Raw genomic sequence first — 18,029 nt, 5'->3', positions numbered from 1 at the left:
ATAACAGCGATCGGAAGATGGTACTGCAATCGTAGTGTCCCAGTGTGCAGTTAATGGGTTTATCTTTTATAGCTACACCATTCAATTTGTTTAAGGAGTTGCACTCATCCATGGAACAGTTCAGATTACCCAAAATACCAATGCCACCTGTTGCTTTGCCACAATCCATTCAAGCCGTGCTCGAAGAAGCGGAACAGAAGTTGGCTCACCGACCAAAACTGCTTCAATTATTCAAAAACTGTTTCCCCAACACCATCGAAACAACAACCAAGTTGATGGAGGACGGTACCACTTTTGTCATCACAGGAGATATTCCGGCTTCCTGGCTGCGTGATTCCGTGGAGCAGGTGGTACATTATATTCCGTTTGCAAAAGAAGACGAGGACCTGCATCGCATTATTGGCGGGCTGATCAAACGTCATATCCAGTATGTTCACATCGATCCATATGCCAATGCCTTCAATGAGACGGCCAACGACTGGCACTGGAACACCACAGACGAGACCGAGATGTCACCTTGGGTGTGGGAACGAAAATTTGAGATTGACTCATTATGTTTTGTTGTACGTTTGGCGTATTTATATTGGAAGGAAACCGAACTGACCGATATTTTCGATTCAAGCTTCAAAGCAGCGATGCGTAAAATCGTGGATCTGTTCAAAGTCGAACAGCATCACATGGAACAATCTCCATATCGCTTCACACGCAATAACGGTATCCCAACAGATTCCCTGCGCAATCACGGAAAAGGTATGCCAGTCAACTACACGGGTATGATCTGGTCCGGTTTCCGTTCCAGTGATGATGCGTGTGATTTCCACTACAATATTCCTGGCAACATGTTCGCGGTTGTAGCTCTGCGCCAAATGCAGGAGTTTGCCGAGTGGGTGTTCCGGGATATGGAACTTCTGCAGGAATTGAAGGATCTGGAGCAGGACGTGGATCACGGCATTCAGCTGTACGGGATTTATCGTCATCCCGAATTTGGACCAATCTATGCGTACGAGACGGACGGTTATGGCAACCACTGTCTCATGGACGATGCGGGTACACCGGGACTCATGTCCATTCCATATCTGGGTTACGTCACAGCGGATGATCCGATCTACCAGAACACGCGCCGCTTCGCTCTGAGCAAAGAGAACCCGTTCTATTATGAAGGCAAGGTTGCCAAAGGGATCGGAAGTCCGCACACACCACCAGATTACATCTGGCATATGGGATTGTCCATGCAAGGACTGACTGCACAGTCTGCCGAGGAGAAACTGGAGATTATTCGCATGCTTGAAGCGACAGATGCGGATACAGGTTATATGCATGAAGGCTTCCACGCCGATGATCCAACGATTTTTACACGAAAATGGTTTGCATGGTCCAACAGCCTGTTCTCCCAGTTGGTCTATAAATCCATGAAGGATGGCCTGTTATGAGTATCCAACTTAATGATAAAAAGCTGATTATTTTCGCTGATCCTGCGTTTCCAATGGAAGGTGCTTCTCCAACTCAGGAGGCCCTGAATACATGGAAAGCAGTAGAAGAGATCACCGTTGTAAACGCCGAAGAACTCGCAGAGACTTTGAAGACTACAGCAGGTGAAGGATGTCTGGTCAATCTGCATGCACCCTATTTTCCCAAGTCCGCCTGGACGGAGATTGCAGCTTACCTGCACCAGGGCGGAAGCCTGATCAGTGTTGGTGGTGCGCCCTTCAAACGTCCGGTTCGATATGAGAATGGGGCATGGGTCGTAGAGTCCGAGCAGACCGCGTATCACCAGGAACTCTATATTCATGAGGCGTTGAACGTATCTGCTGCCAATGTGCAATCGTATACGTCATCTGAACAGATCCCGCTTCTTGCCGGCAAAGAAGGACTTTTTGAGATTTCAGATACATGGAATCTGGTTCCACATACAACCAAAACAAGTGATCTGCCCCACCAGATGGGTTCATCCGGTCCCATGAGTACGCAGATTTATCCATTACTTCGTGGCATGAGCAAGGATGGACGTAGCATCGCCGCTCCGGTCGTTCTGTGGGAAAACTCGCGCGGGACTTTCGTTGGTTCACGTTGGATGTTTGTGCATCTGCCGCTGACCACCTCATTCTGGACGCAGGATGGCGCTGACGAGATTGTGAAGTGGGCGCAATTCTGCGCGCAAGGTGTAACGGAGTTATCCCTGAAAACGAATTATGCTTCGTATGAGCCAGATGAACGGGCTGTACTCACACTTCAAGGCCAGATTTTACAGCGTGCAGGCAGCAGGCGTACAACGTCTGAGCTGTGGACATTCGACATAACGGTCGAGCATGAGGATCGCACAAGTGGCACGACGGAAAAGGTATGGAGCCATCGACTGGAGATGGAACTTTCCGGTGAGCAGCGTTTCGAACGTATACTTCTCCCGGTTTCCATTGAAAGTGGGCTGTATCGGATCGTATGCCGCGCACAGGCACCTGACGGGGAAGTTCGGACCTTGCGTCAAGGCTTCTGGGGACAAGATGCAGCATTGCTGGCAGAAGGGGAAGTGATTACCCGCAGCAGAGACTATTTTGTAAAAGACGGACGTCCTCTCCCTGTTGTGGGCATGACCTACATGACCTCCGATGTGGCACGGAAATTTCTCTTTCTACCGAATGCGGATGTCTGGGATCGGGACATGGCTCAGATGGCAAAAGCCGGCATCAACTGGATTCGGACGGGAATCTGGACCGCCTATCGCAACATGATGCAGGTGGACGGACATATGGCAGAGGATGTGCTTCGTGCCATTGATGCCTTTATTTTAACGGCGAAACGCCATGGCTTACAGGTCACATTCACTTTCTTCTCCTTTACACCGGAGACATGGGAAGGCACGAATCCGTATCTGGACCCGCAGAGTGTCGAGGCTCAGAAACGTTTCATTCGCAGCATCGTCAGTCGTCACACGCATACAACACATGTGGACTGGGATCTGATTAACGAGCCATCCATGTTTGATCCGGTGCGTATCTTCTCAGCTGGTCCACGCTCGGCGAGGGATTCATATGAACAGCAGGCTTATATCGCTTGGCTTCAGCAGCGTCATCAGACGATTGAGGCGTTGCAGGAGGCATGGAACATGTCACCGAAGCAGCTCCCCAATTTTGCAGCCGCGGTGATCCCGGAGGCGGAAGAGATTAATTTTGATGTACAGGACATGCACAAGGCCAAAAAAGGAACACGCTGGCTCGATTACTGTCTTTTCTCTATGGAGATGCACAATGTTTGGGCAAGAGAGCTTGTAGGTACGATCAAGGATCTGGTACCGAATCATCTGGTCACTGTGGGACAGGATGAAGCCCTTGGTGCACAGCGTCCTTCGCCGTTCTTCTATGAACGTGAAGTGGACTATACAACCGTGCATTCCTGGTGGTTAAACGATGATCTGATCTGGGACGGCATTTTCGCCAAAACGCCTCATAAACCCAATCTCATTCAGGAGACGGGCATCATGTATGTGGAAACCCCGGATGGACGAGCCAAACGTACGGAAGAAGAGCTGCGCGGCATTCTCGAACGCAAGTATGCCTATGCTTTCTCGACAGGCGGCGCAGGAGCGGTGCAATGGATCTGGAACACCAATTTCTATATGGATAACGCCAATGAATCTCATATCGGAGCCCTGCGTGCAGATGGAACGGAGAAACCGGAGGCGGATGTTTCTTATGATTTTGGCCGATTCATGCATGGCATTCGTGATCTCTTTGAAGACCGTGAGCTGGAAGATATTGCAGTGGTGTTCCCGTATACCAATGACTTCTCCAACCGTGCCCTGGCATATGATGCCACAACGAAGCTTACTCGCGTGATGTCCTATGATCTGAAACTGCCGTTCCGTGCGTTATCCGAATATCATCTGGAAGCGCTGGAGCAGCAGCCACCAAAACTGATTATCGTGCCGAGTCCGCATAATATGGACAGCGACGCACTGCATCAATTGCTCACGTTTGCAGAGAAGGAAGGCACGAGCCTGCTCATTACTGGACCACTGGGGCTGGATGCGTACTGGAAGGCAAGTGACCGGGCAGATCATATCGTAGGCAAACGCAGTCTGGGTAACGTGCAGCGGGAAGAACTGCTGAGTATTAATGGCGTGAATCACCGGGTGACCTATGGACGGCGTCGTATCGCCGAGGTGGCGAAGGAGACTTTGCTTCATGGGGGTAATGGTACAGCAGATGAAGTAACCGTTTTTCCTTTGGGCAAAGGGAAATTAATCTGGACTCCACTACCACTGGAGTTAAACGGACGGGATGAACCACTTGCTGAATTGTACCGTTATGCGACTGAAATTTCGGGCATCGAACAGGAGCTGGAATGGATATCCGGTGGGGATATCGCTGGGATCTATGGTCGGAAGCTGAGTTTTCCAAAGGGAAATCTGTATGTTTTTGTATCGGAGTTTGCCTTGAACCATGAAGTTCATGTGAGAGATCAACGTACAGGTGTATCGTATGAGTTCCAATTGGAAAAAAATCGTTCCGTCCTGTTTGCCACGGATGCTTCTGGAAACCTGACTGCGGTGTATCGCCCTGATGAGGTTGAGATTGTACAACAAGATGAAAGAGGTGGGATCACACGATGACCAAGAAAAAGAGAGCACATATTATTTCGCATACCCACTGGGATCGGGAATGGTACTTGCCGTATGAGAAGCATCATATGCGTCTTATTCAGCTCGTCGATTCACTGTTGGATCAGCTTGATGAGGGATCGGACTATAAAAGCTTTTATTTGGATGGACAAACGATTATCATCGATGACTATCTTCAGGTTCGCCCGGAGCAGAAGGAACGACTGGAGAAGCATATCCGCAATGGACGGATTGTGATTGGACCATGGTACATCTTGCAGGATGCGTTTCTGACGAGTGGAGAAGCCAATGTGCGCAACATGCAGGTTGGACATAAGGACGCCAAGCGTTATGGAACCCCTTCGAAGATTGGTTACTTTCCCGATACATTTGGATTGGTCGGACAGACTCCGCAGCTGATGCGGCAATCGGGCATTGATAATGTGTTTTTTGGACGTGGTGTGAAGCCGACGGGATTTAACAATACGGTATCGGATGCCGGATATGAATCAAGCTTCTCGGAGCTGATGTGGGAAGGACCAGACGGATCAAAAGTGCTCGGCGTATTGTTTGCCAACTGGTACTCCAACGGAAATGAAGTTCCAGTAGACGAGGAATCGGCCCGCAAGTTTTGGGAAACCAAGCTTGCAGATGCCGAGAAATATGCATCGACCAATGAGTTGTTGTACATGAACGGATGTGATCACCAGCCGATTCAGCGAGACCTGCCGGAAGCGATTCGCATGGCTGAACAATTATATCCCGATATTGAGTTCGTTCACTCGAACTTTCCGGATTATCTGGAAGCTTTGAGAGCATCGGCTGAACATGAACTGTCCACGGTCAAAGGCGAACTGCGCAGTCAGCGTACCGATGGCTGGGGAACTCTGGTGAACACCGCCTCGGCTCGTGTGTATCTGAAACAGATGAATCAGCTGGGCCAGACCATGCTGGAAAAAGTGGCTGAACCACTGGCATCCTACGCCTATCTGCTTGGACATGCCTATCCACATGATCAACTGACCTATGCCTGGAAAACGCTAATGCAGAATCACCCGCATGACAGCATCTGTGGATGCAGTGTGGATGAGGTGCACCGCGAGATGGTGACACGGTTTGATAAGAGCCGTCATGTAGCAGAGGCTCTAATTGAAGAGAGCACCAGCCAGATTGCTACAGCCGTGGATACCTCCATATTTGAGCGTTACGGTGAGGGGGCTCGACCTGTTGTGGTATTTAATACAACGGGTTGGGAACGCAGCGGTGTAGTTCAGATGGAACTGGACGCGGCACGGTTGTATTTCCGAGAAGGATATTCGCTGGAAGAGATGGCGGCTCGGATGAACGCCGTTGACCTGTCAGATCGCATACTGGTAGATGAAGATGGTAACCACATTCCATGTACGGTGGAGGATCTGGGTCTGCAATTTGGCTATGATCTGCCAGATGATCGCTTCCGTCAGCCGTATAGCTGTCGGCGAGTACGTATTCGATTTGAAACAGAAAATGTAGCTGCATTTGGCTTGAAGACTTATGCTTTGGTGAACTCAGCGGATCGTGCCAAGAGTGGATCTCCATTGAAAACGAATACGCTGTTGCGTGGTGAACGTGGCATGGAAAATCAACACTTGATTGTCACGATTGCAGACAACGGTTCATTCACACTCACAGATAAACGAACAGGCCGGACTTACAAGGACCTTGGCGTGTACGAAAATGTGGGTGATATCGGTAATGAATACATGTTCAAGCAGCCAGAGAACGAAGTGGCTCGGACAACTGAAGCGCTTCAGGCTGAGATTCGGGTCCTTGAGGATACATCATACTTGGCTTCGTTCGAAGTGATTCATCATTGGGAGATACCGGAGTCGGCGGATGAGATGCTGGATCAGGAACAACGGGAACTGATTTATTATCCATACCGTAAAGCCCAGCGTTCAGCGAAAATGATTCCACTTCAGATCCGCACAGTTATATCACTCAGTCGTAGTGGAAAAGGCGTTCAATTGAAAACGACCTTCAACAATCAGGCGAAGGATCATCGGGTGCGTGCCCTTTTCCCAACGGATCTTGTATCTGCTGTTCATCATGTGGACTCCATGTTCGAAATTGCAACGCGTGATAACACCCCTGCACCGGAGTGGCAGAATCCAAGCAATACACAGCATCAACAGAGTTTTGTGGATGTGAGTGAAAAAGATGCGGGATTGGTCGTAGCCAATCTGGGTCTGAATGAATATGAAGTCCTTCAGGATGGTCGCAACACCATCGCGGTTACGCTGCTTCGTGCTGTGGGCGAACTTGGAGACTGGGGCTTGTTCCCGACACCTGAAGCACAATGCCTTGGTGAACATACGTTTAAAATCGAGATCATTCCGCATGATGGAAATGGTGCAGCGTCAGGTGCATATATCGAGGCGTATCAGTTCCAGGTTCCGTGGACTTTGGCACAGACTGAAGTACACCCGGGTTATCTGACACCTAACAACACACCGTTTGCATGGCAAGGGGACGGCTTGGCTTTTTCTTCACTCAAGGTGAATGAAGATTCCGGCGATGTCATGCTACGCTGGTTTAATATGACCACCGACTCTGCCACGTTGAATCTTGCTGCATCACAAGCGAATCCACAGCCATTCGAAACGGCATACAAGAGCAACATCCTGGAGGAAGAGGGCGAGATGCTTCATGCCCACAACATAGAAGAGGCGTCGACATTATCATTTGCCAACAAGAAATGGAACATACAGACAGGTTCATGCGAGATCGTTACTGTCGGCTTGCGCCGCTGATAAAAGTTGTTTAAAGAGTCGAAAAACAGACTTTTGAACACACGCTAAAAGGTACAGGACTGGAAGTGTACTATACACTAGACATTACGTACGGTGGCGGAAGGGTTACGCTATTTACCAGATGTATCTGTTGAGTTATTGGTTGTTTTTCTATAGAATGAACAGTAGAATTGCTAATGATCGAAAGTACCTATGCCATCAAGATGGTCGCAGGTACACTTCATTGTTCATTCTATATTGAAACATTAAGGGGGCTTGAAGCCATGGAATCCTTGGGAGGACTGCTTCAGCAGCTGAACCCTGCCTTTCGTGAGCAATCGCGGCGGATTGCGGCGGATTTGATGGAAAACCCGTACGTACGCGAATTCCGCGCAGGTCATCCTGAACTGCAAGATGCACAGCTCATGACCGATCTGAGCAAGCTGTTTCAGTACGCCAAAGACTCTAAGAACTGTGCGAATTGTCCGGGACTCGACAACTGTCCTAACGATTTTCAGGGCCACTTTTGCAAACTGGAAGTAGAACATTTTAACGGTAAACCCGAAATCATAGATATAAAAGCGCCTTGTTCCAAACATATCGCCCGGCAAAATGAACATATCATTAAGCAACGTATTCGTAGTTTCTATGTGGACGAGCGTGCGCTCAGTGCCGGATACAATGACGTGGAGATCATGGGCAAGGATCGGATGCGTGCTCCGGCAGTGAATCAGGTGCTTCGTTATATTAGGGAGACCAAGGAGAACGGATTATCTCCGCAAGGACTGTTTCTCGAGGGAACTTTCGGGACAGGCAAGACGTTCCTGATGTGTTATCTGCTGCATGAACTGGCGGTCGCAGGCCACACGGGTGTCATTATTTATATGCCTGACTTTGTGGAGGATCTGAAATCCATGATCAGTGAAGGGCAGAAGCTGAAGGAAATGACGGATATTCTGAAAAGCTGTGATCTGCTCATCTTTGATGATATCGGGGCAGAGAATCTGAACCCTTGGGTTCGGGATCATGTGATGGGGTCCATTCTGAACTATCGGATGAATCGCAAACCAACCTTCTATACGTCCAATTACAATCTGGATGGGCTTGAAAAACATCTGAGCTTCACCAATCGGGACGGCGAGGAATCGAATAAAGGCCAGCGTCTCATGGACCGGATTCGTCCATTCGTGGATGTCATCTCCGTTCGGGGGGAGAATCAGCGCGGCAAACGTTAAACCTAATTGAACGAAATGGTTCTGGACAAGGTTAATCTTCAAATTATCGGTTGAGCTTACGATTTAAAAGCTGAGCTGATTGCAATCAAAAGCTAAAGTAGTCCCAAAAAAAGCCTGGCTTTCGCATTGTCGCGAAAACCGGGCTTTTCTGGTCCTGCGTGAGACCTGTGAGTGTCCTATTCGGTGATGAATTTGAAGATAACCATACCGAAAAAGATCACTGTCATCAGACCGCCCATGCCGACAGCACCCAGGACGAGATCAAAAAAATCGTTCCGGGGTTCCTCGTTCACATGTTCACGCGGGTCGCTAATCCGCACATTTGCATCCATGTTATTGCCTCCTTATGGGGAATGCAGCTTGCCCGTATGGGGGCTGAAACCCGGAGTAATTTTAGTATACTTGGAAAAGAAAGCGTTTGTAAAGATTTTGCAGTTGGTATGTCACATCCTGTAATTGTGAAGATTTGATGTTGGGAAGATGAACATTGCAGCGTTCAATTCACAAGTTTGACGTACCTGTGTTATACTGGAAGTGTCGTTCACGACGTTACAGGTTAAAATAAACCGTAAGTATATATAAGGAGGACAATTTCATGGCTATTGTTAACGTATCCGATCAATCCTTCAACGCTGAAGTAGAAGGCGAAGGAACGGTTCTTGTTGATTTCTGGGCGCCTTGGTGTGGTCCTTGTAAAATGCTCGCTCCAATCCTGGAAGAGCTGTCCACAGAAGTTGGCGATGCAGTGAAAATTGCTAAAGTTAACGTGGATGAAAATCCGGAATCTGCTTCCCGCTTTGGCGTAATGAGCATTCCAACTTTGATCTTCTTCAAAGACGGTCAACCAGTAGATAAAGTGGTTGGTCTGAACTCGAAAGATGCGCTCAAAGGAATTATCGCAAAACACCAATAATTTACAGGCTTACACATACGCCTCCGGTTTACATGCCGGGGGCGTTTTGCGTCGAATACCTTTATATAGGACAATATAAAGTATATATTTTTTATAAAATGAAACTGGAAATTTACATGTTAACGGAGAGGACAGAAATGAGCTGTAGAAGCGAAGCGTTCGCCTTTATCACCGGATTTTCCCTTTTAAAAAAGGGAATCGAAAAAATCTGGGGATAACAGCGATCGAAAGATCATTCTGTCATCGGAGTCACTCATGTAAGGTGAGGATTTCAGTTTTTTCGGGAAGGAGGATTCACCGAATTATGGATCAATTCATGAATGATTTGCAGGATCAGGAGAAGGCATTGGAGCAGATTCGCCACAAGCTCGCTTTACTTCCAGATATGTCTGGATGTTACCTGATGAAGAACAGTGAAGGCACCATTATCTATGTAGGTAAGGCCAAAGTGCTGAAGAACCGCGTACGCTCTTATTTTATCGGCAGTCATAACGGAAAGACGCAGCGTCTGGTGTCCGAAATCCGTGATTTTGAATATATCGTGACGGGCAGTAACATGGAAGCACTCATTTTGGAGTGTAACCTGATCAAAAAACATATGCCGCGGTATAACGTGTTGCTCAAAGATGACAAGACATTCCCGTATCTTAAAATTACAAATGAAAAGCATCCCCGGTTGGAAGTAACCCGGCGTGTGCTGAAAGATAAAGCCAAATATTTCGGACCTTATCCGAACTCATATGCGGCACATCAAACGAAAAAACTGCTCGACCGCATGTATCCACTGCGCAAATGTGGTGTAATGCCCAAAGAAGTGTGCCTGTATTATCACATGGGACAGTGTCTTGCCCCTTGTGTAAAGGAAGTGGAGAAGGAGCAGTACGACCAGATTTCCCAAGAGATTGGTTCATTTCTGAGCGGTGGTCACGAAGAGATTAAGAAGGATTTGCAGCGTAAGATGCAAGAGGCTGCGGAGGATCTTTATTTTGAACGTGCCAAGGAACTGCGCGACCAAGTAATCGCCATTGATGCGATGATGGAAAAACAGAAAATTACGATGGCCGATGCCAGAGACCGTGATGTATTTGGTTTTGCCATTGATAAAGGCTGGATGTGTGTCCAGATTCTATATATGCGTCAGGGTAAAATGATTGAACGTCACGTATCTACTTTCCCGTTTTACGGTGAGGCGTACAGTGATTTCATGTCCTATGTAACACAGTATTACAGCGATAATCCGGCATTGCCACAAGAAATTTTGTTACCGGAAATGCCCAGGGATCTTGCAACGGATAACGAAAGTTTGGATACAGTATCTGATGCTGAGGGATCGGTGCCTGCCGCAGTTACGGTAGAGTTCGAGCAGACGGAACAAGTGGAGCAAAGTACCGCTTCCCAGCCACTGGTTGCTGTGACTCGTGCAGCTTACGGAGGTTCCGCTGAGGCAGAAGGTGAACAACCTGATAGTATGCAAGAGGATGCTCCAATAACGGACACAACTGCTTCAACTGAAAAGCTTCCATCAGGACTGGAAGATCCAACTCAGGTTGCTGCTGCTTTACAGGAGTGGTTGGAGATCAAAGTGCTCATACCGCAACGTGGATTGAAACGCCAGATGATCACCATGGCCGTGGATAACGCACGTGTGGCATTGGAAGAGAAGTTCCGCTTGATTGAGCGAAATGAAGAACGTACATCCAAAGCTGCCGAAGGACTGGGACGCTTTATTGGACTGGATCAGCTTCACCGTATTGAAGCGTTTGATAACTCGAACATCCAGGGTACGAACCCGGTATCTGCCATGATCGTATTTACCGATGGTAAGCCGGATAAGAAAGAATATCGGAAGTACAAGGTCCGTTCGGTTGAAGGACCGGATGATTATGAAACGATGAGAGAAGTCATCCGTCGCCGTTACGAGCGGGTATTAAAAGAAAACCTGACCCAGCCTGACCTGATCGTGGTCGACGGTGGTAAAGGACAGATCTCGGCTGCGGTCGATATTTTGGAAAATGAGCTGGGGCTGTTTATTCCGGTATGCGGTCTGGTGAAGGATGCGAAGCATAAGACTTCGCAGTTGATGATCGGTAATCCACCGGAGGTCATCTCCCTGCCACGGGATAGTCAGGAATTTTACTTGTTGCAGCGGATACAGGAAGAGGTCCACCGTTTTGCGATCTCGTTCCACCGGGAGCAGCGTGGAAAATCAATGGTGACATCACGTTTGGATGCCATTCCGGGTATTGGAGAGAAGCGGCGTAAGCTGCTGTTGAAACATTTTGGCTCTTTGCGCAAAATAAAAGAGGCCAGCGTCGAAGACTTCCGGCCTCTATCTATTGGTGACAAGCTGGCAAATCAGATTATTGCAGCACTTCGTGATGAGGAGTCGTAACATACGGCTTCTCTTTTTGTTTTGGATTGAATTTGTAGACCACATATCCAACGATGGCCGGGAGAACAATCCAGAAGAGTCCGGCAGCCATATTCAGGGCATCACCCATAAAGACCAAGCTGAGTCCCATCAACAAGCTGTCAAAGATCACATGTGCGAATACAACGGCAATGAAGCCATGACGCAGCATGATCAGACTGAACATCAATCCAATCACCATCAGCTCAATGGGACGAGTGATTACTGGATAGATCGGATACAGTGTGTGTCCAAGTGCCCAAATGATGGTTGGAATCAGGCAGGCAATAAACGTGTTACGCACAATCTTCTGCATCATGCGAATGCCGAACAGTCGATAAACAGTTTCTTCACCAATACCGGCCATCCAGGCCATAATCGGGAAGAGCCAGGCATAGGTCATATTAAATGTAGATTGATCTGCTGACGTCGTTGACCATGTGCCAATGCTTCGCTCCAGAATGAAGAACAGGATGGATTGCACACCCAGTAGAATGAATGCCCACAGGTAACCAGCGTACATGCTGTGAAGTACATATTTTCCGTATCCCGGTTCTTTGGCACGAGGCCACGGGTTCAGACCTATTTTACGCCACATGCCGTCACCAGCAACGAGGGACAGATAGATGGTTGCACTCATAACGAGCGTAATTCCCGCCTGCATTAACATCAGGAACGCTAACATGAAGCTGGAGAGCCCTTGTGCCTGAAAGAGTGGAATCATGTTCAGCGTACCAATTACCGAAGCTGCGAAATACACCAGTGAGAGGATGATCCCGCGTTTGAAAGACGTGTGTGCTCGGGTCAGAATGCTATAGATGATTGCCAGCACGCCCAGAACAAAGGTCAGGAATGCATAGCCGGCATAGGTCATCCAATTGGCTTGGCGCGTTTGATCTTTCACATAATCGGTATGGGATTCAGGGACCGAGAAGCCAGGATCGAACGATCGTACCGCACCCTCTTCAAACGTAAAGTTCAGTTCAAGCTTGGAGTCTCCAATGGCTTTTTCAGAATCCACATACTTCAGTCCCGCTTCACCATCGCGAGTCTCCAGTTGAAGTGTCGGCACTTCATAACCGAATTCGGTGAGAACGCCAGCCGCGAGCTGTTGTTTCTCGTCCAGAGATATATTACCTTCAGCAAGTACTTGCGATGTGGTCACTCGTCCACTAACCTGCTCCGCCTCAATGGCGGTATAGAGGGAGGAAGGCAGTTCCCGTTTGAAGCCGACTACTTTTCCTGTTTTCATATGTACGTCAACATGAAGATAACCGCCTTTGTGTTGATCAGGCAAACGAACGCGGAATACATCGTAAGGATAGCTTGTTTCCCATTTCTGGTTATAGGTATCAAGTTGTTTGGTTTTGGCCATATACCCGTAGATATCGGAATGTGTCTGGTAGGTTACCAGGGTTTTTGCATCATCATTTGGCAGTGTATAGTCATCCACAGAAGCTGCGAATGATCGTGCGGATTGCGTCGCCTGCTCCTTGGTTATGAAGGACGTGGACGGAATTTCTGTTGTTTGCGATGAGGTAGCAGGAAAGATCTGAAATACAAAAAATAGAATCAGGCCAATCGCCGCAAGCAACCCCAGCCGCTTGAAGTTAGCCTTGAGTTGCAAAGGCTGCCCTAAGGGATTCATATAATGGTGTTCCTCCTTAATCTAATATGGATATTAAAGTTAACATAGCACAGGCCAAGCACCGAATGCCAATGATGTAACGAAAACAGGTGTAAATCCTTGAAAATGAATGAAAAGGACCGAAAGAATCTGATCCATCCGTCGCCATATCTGAGTTCTTCCCTTTTTGGCCGAATTCGATCCGATTTACACAAAAAACGTTTTGTCTACAAACGTCGCAGCGCTTATAATTTTGAAGCAAATGTGCAACGATTCGCATGTCTTTCGCCCAACAAGGGAACGAATAGAATATATTCCAACTTCATTATATATGCCGTTTTAATCTGAATCATACTTGTTTAACGTTTGGCAACAGCATTTCAAATGAAGAAGGCTCCACGGGGTGTGGAGTTATTTTCATTTTAGAAGAGGTGGAAGATACTCAAGTGAAACTGAATGTTCAATGGATGCGATTATCGCCACCCCGTATTCTTGTGTTAGGGTTTGCTGGCATCATATTGGTTGGCACACTGCTGTTAATGCTTCCGGCATCCAGCCGTAACGGTGACAGTCTTGCATTTATTGATGCGCTCTTTACAGCAACTTCGGCTGTTTGTGTCACTGGTTTGGTTGTGGTCGATACAGGGACTCATTTCTCGGTGCTGGGTCAGGTTGTGATCGCGATTTTGATTCAGATTGGCGGACTGGGCTTCATGACGATGTCCACGTTGGTTGCCATTGCGTTCAAACGGCGGATCTCGCTCAGGGAAAGGTTGATTCTACAGGAAGCGATGAACCAAAGCACGATGGAGGGCATCGTCCGGCTGATTCGTAAAGTTGTGATCTACTCACTCATTATCGAAGGGATATGTGGCACGTTGTTTGCCATTCGCTGGTCGTTCGACATGCCAGTCGGACAGGCGATCTATTATGGCTACTGGCATGCGATCTCCATGTTCAACAATGCGGGCTTTGATATGTTTGGGGATTTCCGCAGTCTGACCGGTTATGTGTATGACCCGTTGGTTAATTTTACAGCGATGTTCCTGATTGTCTCTGGCGGTATCGGTTTTGTGGTGTTGTCAGACCTGGTGGATTACCGCAAAACGCGGAAGCTGTCTCTACACTCCAAAGTTGTACTGTTAATGACTGGATTGTTGATTGTGTTTGGTGCACTTGTCATTTTCGTATTTGAATTTAGCAATCCACGGACACTGGGTGGCCTGAACTGGGGTGGCAAAATTCTCGGTTCATTCTTCCAGTCGGTTACGCCGCGAACAGCAGGAGCCAATACGGTAGATATTGCCGGACTCAGGCAGGCAACACAGTTCTTTATGATCATCCTGATGTTTATTGGTGCTTCGCCGGGTTCTACCGGAGGCGGGATCAAAACAACGACATTTATGATTATGGCTGGCGCGGTCATCGCGATGATGCGTGGACGTGAAGATATCGTGTTTTTCCGCTACCGGCTCGTACAGGAACGGATCTTCAAGGCACTTACCATTACATTGCTGGCACTCTTGTTCATCATAGCTGTAACCATGGCACTGAGTACCACAGAAGACGCCAGTTTTATGATGATCTTATTTGAAACGACATCGGCCTTTGGTACCGTTGGATTATCGCTCGGACTAACGCTGAAGTTGACTACATTGGGCAAACTCCTGATCTGTTTTACGATGTTTGCAGGAAGGCTTGGACCGATCACATTAGCGTATGCACTTGGGCAGAAAAAGGGTAAAGAGTTATACAGGTATCCGGAAGGCAAAATGATTATTGGATAAATCTATTTTTAGTGAGTTTTGAAATTGATTTGGATAAGGGGTTCGTGAAGAACAATGAAAACACAGCAGTTTGCGGTGATTGGGCTTGGGCGGTTTGGCTCCAGTCTGGCACAGGAATTAATGGAACTCGGCTACGAGGTGCTAGGGATTGATAAAAATGAAGAAGTCGTCGAAGACATTAGTGAATTGGTCACCCATGCCGTTGTAGCCGATGCCACAGATGAGGAAGTGCTACGCTCCCTGGGTATTCGTAATTTTGACTGCTGCATCGTTGCCATCGGGGATGATATCCAGACGAGCATTCTCACCGCGATTCTGTTAAAAGAGCTGGGCGTCAAGACGGTCGTGGCCAAGGCCATATCCGTCCTTCACGGACGAGCATTGGATAAACTGGGGATTGATCGAGTCGTTTATCCTGAGCGGGATATGGGCATTCGGGTTGCCCACCAGCTGGTTACCCCGAACTTGCTGGATTACATTGAATTATCCAATGATTACAGTATTGTCGAGATGAAGGTTCCCGCCTGTCTGCACAACAAGACACTTTCAACCTTGAATGCACGCGTACGTTTTGGTTGCAGCATTGTGGCGTTACAGAAAGAAGCTGGGGTCATTATTGCTCCGACAGCACTGGATTCGCTTCAGATGGGGGATATTATGGTCATTATTGGTAATAATGCAGATATCGACCGATTTGAAGAAGAGGTTATCAGCCAGGAGAGCTGATAATTAAGATGAGTTAAATAAGGAAGCCAGGGGTTAGAGCCTGGCTGATTCAGATCAAAGCTAAGGCGTCGTAGTCCTCCGTGAGGGCAATGGCGCCTTTGCTGTAAAGAGTGCAGCCGTCTCCTTGACCCATTGTCTGGAGGTCTCGCTGAGGTCCTCTTTTTCCCCATAGATCATACAGGTTGTTCTGCGGGTCTGCTGTAATTGAGGCAAATGAACAGAAACAAGATCATTGTCCGCGAGTAATTGTGGACGAAGATAGGACTTGGGCAATAGAGCAGCAGCTTTGGCGGAAGGCAGAAGTCGGATGATCGCTTCAAAGGAATCAATCTCCATGCGAATATCCGGCATCACGGCACAGCGCTGGAAGAGGTCGTCCGTTAACTTGCGGTACCAGGTGCCTTTGGAGAACGTGATCATCGGCAGATCCTGCAAATGTTCCATCCCGGCTTCCTTGCCGGACAAAGGGTGTGTGAGCGGCACAACCAGCTCCAGGTGATCGTCAAAGAGTGGCACACAGTTAAGCCCCACTTCGCTGATGGAGGAGGCGACAATGCCCACATCGGCTTTTTTGTCACGCACAAACGAGACAATCTCATGTGTTTTTCCCGTCAACAGTTTCAGTTCGGCATTTGGATGTTTCTCCATAAAGGCATTGACGAGAGGTGGTAACGTAGTTTGAAGCGTCGTCAGACTGGCTCCGAGTGTAATGGTGCTTTGTTCTTCGTCTTTATACTGGGCGAGCATGGTGAGGAACTTCTGTTGCTGCTGCTTCTGTTCTACAGCGAAGGTATAGGCGAACTGGCCCACACTGGTTAACTCCAGCCGTTTGCCACGGCGGTGGAACAGGGCAACCCCGAGTTCATCCTCCAATTTGGCAATTTTGCGTGAGAGTGCGGGTTGGGACAAGTTCAGTAACTTGGATGCACGGTTCAGGCTGGACTGCTCCACGACCGCTGCAAATGCATTTAACTCCTCAAACATGAACAATAACCTCTTTTCCATGTATGTGATTCTTGCCCTTGCTTAATCGTTTTCCATGTTGTATGGCCTGTAAACCCAATGTTTTACTGCTTATACCTATAGGGTATAACATTTAATAATTATATTGCAATTCCCTTATAAGAAAAAAAGGAGTAACATGAATCGTGACACAAGTTGTTCACACCTGGGGAAAACGGAACAATTTGTCGAACCTTTTCATGGAAAAGGATTCGTGTCATGATAAGTGAAATCATTTATGAAAACGTTGTATTTAGCGAAAGGGGATCGACATTTTATGAAAGGGTTTTACTCCAGAAAGCTGCACTCCTTGCTTGGCGTCATTCCGCTCAGTTTGTTTTTTGTTGAGCATTTGGTGACGAACTTCTCGGCAGTTGAAGGCGGCAAAGAGGCTTTTGACGGTGCTGTTGCATTTTTGAACAGTCTGCCACTGGTTATTGTTTTGGAAACGCTCCTCATCTGGTTACCGTTGTTCTATCACGGTGTATATGGTCTGTATATTGCTTATCAGGCCAAGCCTAACGTGGGCCGTTATGGCAATGAGCGCAACTGGCGTTACACGTTGCAGCGGGTCAGTGGTGTCATTACGTTTGTATTCGTAATCTGGCACGTATGGGAGACTCGGGTGCAGGTTGCGTTGGGTACAGTCACCCACGAAGAACTTGGTGGTGTCATTCATGAGATCGTGATGAACCCGGTAACATTTATTCTATATCTGATCAGTGTGGTTGCGGCATCCTATCACTTTGCCAACGGTCTGTGGTCGTTTCTCGTTAGCTGGGGAATTACCGTGGGTCCGCGTGCGCAGCGTGTGTCCTCTTATGTGTGCATGAGTTTGTTTGGTATTATTTCCATTATGTTTATTGCTTCGTTGTTCGCTTTCCGGAGCATGGATTTCCAAGCAGTAACTTCGATGGTTGATGTAGTAAAAACAGTTCTAATTTAAGCATTTAGCGTATAAATG

At 47.8% G+C, this 18,029-nt stretch carries 12 protein-coding genes; 9 read left to right on the top strand and 3 right to left on the bottom strand.

Going from position 1 to position 18,029, the window contains the following annotated elements:
• The first annotated feature begins 110 nt into the window (after positions 1-110).
• From V6669_RS24855 to dnaI, 4 genes are all read left to right on the top strand, one after another.
• A complete protein-coding gene (locus V6669_RS24855) occupies positions 111-1,430 on the top strand; it encodes a glycoside hydrolase family 125 protein (RefSeq protein WP_338588462.1) in 1,320 nt (439 codons plus the stop codon).
• Positions 1,427-4,606 (top strand): beta-galactosidase, encoded by a 3,180-nt coding sequence (locus V6669_RS24850; RefSeq protein ID WP_338588461.1) that lies wholly within the window; start codon positions 1,427-1,429, stop codon positions 4,604-4,606. The genes V6669_RS24855 and V6669_RS24850 overlap by 4 nt, the downstream gene beginning before the upstream one ends.
• Positions 4,603-7,386, top strand: coding sequence for an alpha-mannosidase (locus V6669_RS24845; RefSeq protein WP_338588460.1), 2,784 nt, complete (start codon positions 4,603-4,605; stop codon positions 7,384-7,386). The genes V6669_RS24850 and V6669_RS24845 overlap by 4 nt, the downstream gene beginning before the upstream one ends.
• A gap of 263 nt (positions 7,387-7,649) precedes the next feature.
• Positions 7,650-8,600, top strand: a complete 951-nt coding sequence (gene dnaI, locus V6669_RS24840; RefSeq protein WP_091037835.1) for a primosomal protein DnaI — start codon at positions 7,650-7,652, stop codon at positions 8,598-8,600.
• Between the two features lie 176 nt (positions 8,601-8,776).
• Here dnaI and V6669_RS24835 read toward each other — a convergent pair whose 3' ends face one another.
• Positions 8,777-8,932: a YqzM family protein gene (locus tag V6669_RS24835; RefSeq protein ID WP_338588459.1), complete on the bottom strand. Its 156-nt coding sequence runs from the start codon at positions 8,930-8,932 to the stop codon at positions 8,777-8,779.
• Positions 8,933-9,195: 263 nt separating this feature from the next.
• Here V6669_RS24835 and trxA point away from each other — a divergent pair, with 263 nt between their 5' ends.
• Positions 9,196-9,513, top strand: a complete 318-nt coding sequence (trxA, locus tag V6669_RS24830) for a thioredoxin (protein ID WP_017692451.1) — start codon at positions 9,196-9,198, stop codon at positions 9,511-9,513.
• Between the two features lie 304 nt (positions 9,514-9,817).
• Positions 9,818-11,905 carry an excinuclease ABC subunit UvrC gene (gene uvrC, locus V6669_RS24825; RefSeq protein ID WP_338588458.1) on the top strand — a complete coding sequence of 696 codons (2,088 nt, stop codon included), beginning with the start codon at positions 9,818-9,820 and terminating at the stop codon, positions 11,903-11,905.
• Here uvrC and V6669_RS24820 read toward each other — a convergent pair.
• Positions 11,874-13,571 carry a type II CAAX endopeptidase family protein gene (locus V6669_RS24820; protein ID WP_338588457.1) on the bottom strand — a complete coding sequence of 566 codons (1,698 nt, stop codon included), beginning with the start codon at positions 13,569-13,571 and terminating at the stop codon, positions 11,874-11,876. The two genes, uvrC and V6669_RS24820, sit on opposite strands and share 32 nt — an antisense overlap.
• A gap of 425 nt (positions 13,572-13,996) precedes the next feature.
• Here V6669_RS24820 and V6669_RS24815 point away from each other — a divergent pair, with 425 nt between their 5' ends.
• Complete coding sequence (locus V6669_RS24815; RefSeq protein WP_091037827.1) at positions 13,997-15,337, top strand: TrkH family potassium uptake protein; 1,341 nt, start codon at positions 13,997-13,999, stop codon at positions 15,335-15,337.
• Between the two features lie 54 nt (positions 15,338-15,391).
• Positions 15,392-16,063, top strand: a complete 672-nt coding sequence (locus V6669_RS24810; protein WP_017692455.1) for a TrkA family potassium uptake protein — start codon at positions 15,392-15,394, stop codon at positions 16,061-16,063.
• Positions 16,064-16,123: 60 nt separating this feature from the next.
• On the opposite strand, the gene V6669_RS24805 is transcribed toward V6669_RS24810, so the two are convergent.
• Positions 16,124-17,047, bottom strand: a complete 924-nt coding sequence (locus V6669_RS24805) for a LysR family transcriptional regulator (protein WP_091037825.1) — start codon at positions 17,045-17,047, stop codon at positions 16,124-16,126.
• 295 nt (positions 17,048-17,342) lie between these two features.
• On the opposite strand from V6669_RS24805, the gene V6669_RS24800 reads away from it, so the two are divergent.
• Positions 17,343-18,011 (top strand): succinate dehydrogenase cytochrome b558 subunit, encoded by a 669-nt coding sequence (locus V6669_RS24800; RefSeq protein WP_091037822.1) that lies wholly within the window; start codon positions 17,343-17,345, stop codon positions 18,009-18,011.
• Positions 18,012-18,029: the final 18 nt, after the last annotated feature.

It is taken from the genome of Paenibacillus sp. Y5S-9 (assembly GCF_036894235.1).
Lineage (GTDB): Bacteria > Bacillota > Bacilli > Paenibacillales > Paenibacillaceae > Paenibacillus.
This window is presented reverse-complemented; position numbering and strand designations above follow the sequence as displayed.

Coding starts and splice junctions, on each gene's coding strand:
- V6669_RS24855 (WP_338588462.1), top strand. CDS start 111: ATGGAACAGTTCAGATTACCCAAAATACCAATGCCACCTGTTGCTTTG.
- V6669_RS24850 (WP_338588461.1), top strand. CDS start 1,427: ATGAGTATCCAACTTAATGATAAAAAGCTGATTATTTTCGCTGATCCT.
- V6669_RS24845 (WP_338588460.1), top strand. CDS start 4,603: ATGACCAAGAAAAAGAGAGCACATATTATTTCGCATACCCACTGGGAT.
- dnaI (WP_091037835.1), top strand. CDS start 7,650: ATGGAATCCTTGGGAGGACTGCTTCAGCAGCTGAACCCTGCCTTTCGT.
- V6669_RS24835 (WP_338588459.1), bottom strand. CDS start 8,932: ATGGATGCAAATGTGCGGATTAGCGACCCGCGTGAACATGTGAACGAG.
- trxA (WP_017692451.1), top strand. CDS start 9,196: ATGGCTATTGTTAACGTATCCGATCAATCCTTCAACGCTGAAGTAGAA.
- uvrC (WP_338588458.1), top strand. CDS start 9,818: ATGGATCAATTCATGAATGATTTGCAGGATCAGGAGAAGGCATTGGAG.
- V6669_RS24820 (WP_338588457.1), bottom strand. CDS start 13,571: ATGAATCCCTTAGGGCAGCCTTTGCAACTCAAGGCTAACTTCAAGCGG.
- V6669_RS24810 (WP_017692455.1), top strand. CDS start 15,392: ATGAAAACACAGCAGTTTGCGGTGATTGGGCTTGGGCGGTTTGGCTCC.
- V6669_RS24805 (WP_091037825.1), bottom strand. CDS start 17,047: ATGTTTGAGGAGTTAAATGCATTTGCAGCGGTCGTGGAGCAGTCCAGC.
- V6669_RS24800 (WP_091037822.1), top strand. CDS start 17,343: ATGAAAGGGTTTTACTCCAGAAAGCTGCACTCCTTGCTTGGCGTCATT.